General features: G+C 61.3%; 3 protein-coding genes. 2 read left to right on the forward strand and 1 reads right to left on the reverse strand.

Annotated features, from left to right (window positions below):
- Positions 1 to 349 (forward strand): HAD family hydrolase (locus VGL22_RS20860; protein WP_465268895.1); only part of this gene is annotated, 349 nt, incomplete at its 5' end.
- A 341-nt stretch (positions 350 to 690) separates the two neighbouring features.
- Complete coding sequence (locus VGL22_RS20865) at positions 691 to 1,137, forward strand: hypothetical protein (protein ID WP_465268896.1); 447 nt, start codon at positions 691 to 693, stop codon at positions 1,135 to 1,137.
- Positions 1,138 to 1,698: 561 nt separating this feature from the next.
- Here VGL22_RS20865 and VGL22_RS20870 read toward each other — a convergent pair.
- Positions 1,699 to 5,043, reverse strand: coding sequence for an alpha-mannosidase (locus VGL22_RS20870; protein ID WP_465268897.1), 3,345 nt, complete (start codon positions 5,041 to 5,043; stop codon positions 1,699 to 1,701).
- Between the last annotated feature and the right edge of the window lie 367 nt (positions 5,044 to 5,410).

Below are 5,410 nucleotides of genomic sequence, written 5' to 3' on the forward strand. Positions count from 1 at the left end.
CGCCACCTCCTCCGACCCCGAAGACCTCAAAACCTACGGCCAAATCCTCGGCATGGAGGACCTCGTAGACGAAGCCTCCTCCTCCGGAGATGCGAAACACTCCAAACCGGCGCCCGACATCTTCGCGGCCGCGCTCCAGAAGATGGGCATGCGCGCAGAGCAGGCCATCGCCCTCGGCGACACCCCCTACGATGCGCAATCGGCCGGAAAGCTGGGCATCCGCGTCATCGGCGTCACCTGCGGCGGCTGGAAACGAGACGACCTCCTGGACGCGGGATGCGTCGAGGTGTGGCGCGACCCCGGCGACCTCCTCGACCACTTCTCCGACTCCGCCCTCACCCGAGGTTGATTCCCGCTGAACCTCGGTTCTCGCTCCACCGAACAGCCAGCCTCCCGTGCCCCACAAACCCCGTCCGCGCCCTGCCGTTCCACCACAAACCTCCGTGCCCCATCCTGTCGCTTTGTTTCTGGCGACAGGGTGGGAAGCCACGAAATCCACGAGCCCGCCCTCGTTCCTCCACACCCCCGGGCCCCCCACCTGTCTTGCGGCTAGCGTGGGAAACCACGAACCTCGACCCTGGCCGCCCTGGCCGCACCACCCCTCTTTGCACCAGAGCAAGCACTCTTTCGCCGCCTCCTGCTTGAATCGTCTCGTGTGAGATGTCACCGGCCATTCAGGCTCGAGGGAACATGAAGTTATCTGATACAAAGATTCTGCTGGCCGTCCTCGCGGCGGCGCTGTGCGTGTCCGCCTCCTCTCGCGGAGACAGCAAACAAACTCCTCGCCCCGCTACGCACGCTCCTGCCACCGCCTCAACCGGGGCGCAGCCAAACCCCCTCCCTGCTCCCGCGGGCGATTTCTCCGGCCTGACCTTCAGCGAAGAACAGAAAGCCAGGCTGCAAAAAATCCACGAGCAGGGTCAGTCGCGACTCAGTACCGTGGCCAACGATCCCAAGCTGGACGGCAGCCAGAAATCCGCCATGCTGGAGGGCTACCAGCGCCTCGAGTATAGCCAGATGTACGAGATCCTCACCCCGGAGCAGAAGGCTGTAGTTCGCAAGAACATGGCGGCCAGGCACGAGAAGGAACGCCACCACCAGCCAAATCAGCAACCGCCCCACCCCGCCCGCCCCTAGGAGCACACTCACGGAGTTTTCTCCGGGGGGGGTGGCGCGATGATCTGCTGAGCTTCCTTGAAGTGTGAGACTCTCGCCGTCGCTGACCCGCCACGGCGCCAACCCGCGAAGCGGCGCTGACTTGCTGTGCTCGTACGTAAACAGCAATCGGTCCGCGGTCCTTGCGTCACAATCTCATGTGACCGGCAGCACAGCCCCACCGCAGCGACCTGACCCATACTCGTCTCTCACGGAAAGGGCTCTCCTCCACCATGAGGCCCCTCCGCATTCGGTAATCAGCCCATCCAGCATCCATTCCGCTGTTTACCAGAAAATTATGAGGTACGCTTTTTTCGCCACTCGGGCCGTTGCCAGGCTAAGTATAAGTTATAAAATGATTTAGTTCTTCGCTTGTGACATATATCACATTATCTACCTTATCCACCCCCCCCTTCCGGCCCCTTGGAACCGCATCTTGCACCTTCAATTCCACCATCAAGTTAACTCACAGTAAACATTCCCAAAACAAAGCGGCCCGCCCGAAAGCGGAGCCGCCAATGGCAATCCAGCCGTTCCCGGCCGCTACATCTTCGGCCCCCCTGCCGAATAATCCACCCGCACCGTAAGAATCTCGTACGGATGAATCGGCGCCTTCACCACGTCGCCACTCACCGGCAGAGCCCCGCCCTCCGGCGTCTCCATCAGGTTGGTGATCGTCGCGCTCTGCGCCCCCGGCGGCACATGGAACTCCACTTCGCCTCCCTTGCCCGCCCACTCATACACGCGGAAGATCAGCCCGTTGGCGTCCTCGGCCTTCTTCACGGCCGTCAGCACCACGTTGTCTGAGCTCACGCCGGCAAACGAGTGCTGCGCCGGAAGCGAACCCGTGTGGCCCGTCGTAACCACCGCATGCAGCGGATAGTTGTACTCATAGCCGCGGCGCACCGTCATGGACTCCTTCCACGTACCCGCATGCGGATACAGCGCGTAGTGAAAGTGATGATGCCCCATATCGGCCTCAGGATCCGGCCACTTGGGCGAACGCAGAAGCGACAAACGCAGCACGTTCCCCACGGCGTCGTACCCATACTTCGTCTGGTTCAGGATCGACAACCCATGCTTCCCATCGCCCAGATCGGCCCAGCGCAGACCCGTCACCTCAAACTGCGCCTTCTCCCACGAGTTGTTGCGCGTCGTCGCACGGTCGATCGTCCCGTAAGGAATCTCGTACGTGGCAAACGGCCCTGATGCCGCCAGCGCAAACGCCGCCTTCAGCAAAATGTGCGACTCGTGCCAGTCGATCTGGTTGTCCACGTCCACCATGTCGCCCTCGGCCGACAGCGACAGGTCCTGCACAAACTTCGACTGCCCATAGTGCCGCGTCACCCGGATATACGGCTCCGCCGCCTTCACCAACTCCACCGCATCGGCGTGCTCAATGGTCTCCGGCTTCTTGTCCAGCGTGCCCGGATCGATGTTCCAGGCATCGTAATCGCGCGGGGTGTCGTGGAAGAACTGCAACTCATTCCCGCAGGCTCCACTCGCCAGCGTTTCAAAGTTCGTCTTCTTGTCGAACAGGCTGGTGACGCAGCCCGTGCTCTTGTCCACGCTCACCCGCATCATCGCGTTCTCCAGCGAGATCGCGTTCCCGGCATCCTTGGCAGTCGCATCGCTCGGCTCCGGCTTCGCTTTGCCATTGCCCAGCCACACCACCTTGTACCCAAACGCCGGCACCTTCAGCACATGGAGTTTCACCTCCGCCGCGCCCGATCCCACATCGGGGGTCGTCTCCACAATCTGCGCGCCCGTAGCCGTAAGCCCCGTCTTGCCGGATGCCAGATGCACCGTCACTTCCCCACTGCGCTCCCAGCCCAGCGGGTTATACACCACCACCGGCGTGCCGCTGCCCGCCGTATTGATGCGCTCGTCCAGCGTCTGCAACGCCCCTTCGCTGATCTCGTTGGTCGAGTAACGCACCACGTCGTAGTCCTTCTGCGCATCCTTGTAGATCACGCCGATACCGGACCCTGCCGCCAGATCGTGGAACTGATTGAACAGGACCTTTTTCCAATCCTCCGTCAGCTCCTTCCCCGGATACTCCCGGCCATCCAGCCATGCCAGCGACGCCCACTTCTCCGCGTTCAGCATCTGCTCCTCGCTGTCTCGCATGTTCCTCTTGTGATTGGCCTGGCTGGTCATCACCCCGCGGTGATACTCGAAATACATCTCTGACTTCCACGTCGGAATCGACACCTTGCCTTCCACCGCAGGCGGCGGCGTATAGCCCTTCGCAATCGACTGATAGTTCCACTCGGGGCTCTGGTCCGCCACCTTCTTCTCAACCGAAGAGAAGAACGTCTGCGCCAGGCCAAACTCCATCTTCGGCATCACCTTGGCCGGCGTCGACTGCGCAGCCCAGTGGAAGCCCTCGTCCAGAATCGCCCGCGTCGGTCCACCGCCGTGATCGCCAATGCCGTACAGATCCATCATTTCCGTAATGCCCGGTGCGCGGTCCCGCGCCTGCACCGTGTCATGCGACAACCGGATGGGGCTCAGATTGTTGTTCGCGTAGTCGTGCGGGAAATACGTCAAAACTTTTGACCCGTCCGGCGACTCCCACCAGAACAGCTTGAACGGGAGTTGGTTGGTGTCGTTCCACGTCATCTTCTGCGTCACAAAATAGTCCACCCCAGACTTCTTGTAGATCTGCGGCAGTTGCCACGTGTAGCCGAACGAATCCGGGTTCCAGCCGATCCGAACATCGACACCGTAGGCCTGCTTGTACCAGCGCTTACCCACCAGGAGTTGGCGTACCAGCGATTCACCGTCCGGCATGTTGACGTCCGGCTCCACCCACATCCCGCCCACAATCTCCCAGCGCCCTTCTTTGATCCGCTGCTTGATCTGATCGTTCAGGTCGGGATACTTCTCCGCCATCCACTCGTTGTAAGCCGCTGCCGATTGTGTGTAGGTGTATTGCGGATACTCGTACATCAGCTGCAGCGCCGTCCCGAAGGTGCGCTTCACCACGTCCACCGTCTCGGTCCACGGCCATAGCCACGCCGCATCGATGTGCGAATTCCCCGTCAGGTGCCAGGTAAACGTCTGCACCAGCGGCAGCAGTGCCTCCAGCTTCTGGTGCGAGGCCTTCAGGCTGGCATCGAACCCCTGCTGGTCTTTCTGGTCGAGAGCCTTGGTATCGACCGCCGCGATCGCGCTATTGAGCGTATCCATCTGCGAGGCGTCAGACTTGGCCAGTGAGGGCACCAGCAGCGCGGCGGAAAGTAACTCCGTGCGCAGGTCCTCCGGATTCGGCCGGTTCTCGGGGAAGTCAATCTTCAGCGTCGCCCCGCGGATGTTCTTGGTGTCCACGGTGTGCATCAGCTTCACCGCTACTGTCACCTTTTCGCCGGGCTTGGCGCTGTCAAACAGGACAACTGGCTCGAGGTCGTCGCCCAGCGCAACGCGCCGCCCGTTGAAGTACAGAATCTCCGGCATCGGCCCGTTCGCTTCCGCGTGAAATTGGAACCAGATGCGCGAGCCAGTGAGATCGTACCCATCCAGCGTGTCCGGAATCGTGTAGGTCTGGCGGAACCAGACCGGATCATTGGGAGCCCGGCCCGGCACCTTCTGAGTCTCCCAAGACGACTCATCAAGTCCAACGGCTTCCCCGTGAGCCAGGTCGCCGGCGTGCATCTTCCAGCCGCCTTCAGGAAGGTTTCCGAGCAGCGTGAGCCGCGTGATCACGGCCTGCGACTCTTTGGGCAGCTTGCCCGCGACTCGCGCCACCTCGGCAGCCACGCGCTGGGCCTCCACTGCGGTCTGAGAGGACGCTGGAGGAGCGGAAAATACGGCTCCAAAGGTGAAGACAGCAAGGGAGAGGGCCCACAGGGAAGTGCAGGAGAAGCGTTTCAGGGTCGATGCCATCGAAAATCCTTTCCGCGAAAATCTTAAATGGTAACGTTGCCATTCTTCGCGGGAAGGTCCCCAAAACCACACGCAGCCTGCGGAATGCCAGGCGCCGTCAGCATCGTAAAAGGGCACCACTTCACACCGTGGGCAAAGCCGCCTGCCAGCAGAATTGGTGAAAAGGCACGACTCTCAGTCGTCCCTAGACTGCTGACGAACCCCATCATTTTTGGTGGGGTTTGTTGTTTTGTGTTTCTTTTCAGCATTGGTGTATCGGTTGGGCGGCGATTCGCTGATAGTGCTGCAGCAGGCCGAGATAGGCCGACAGGAGCGGCGGGATGGCCGAACCCGGCGGATTTTGCCCGTTGCTGCTCAGCAGCAGGGC

It is taken from the genome of Occallatibacter sp. (assembly GCF_036502485.1).
Classification (GTDB): Bacteria; Acidobacteriota; Terriglobia; order Terriglobales; family Acidobacteriaceae; genus Telmatobacter.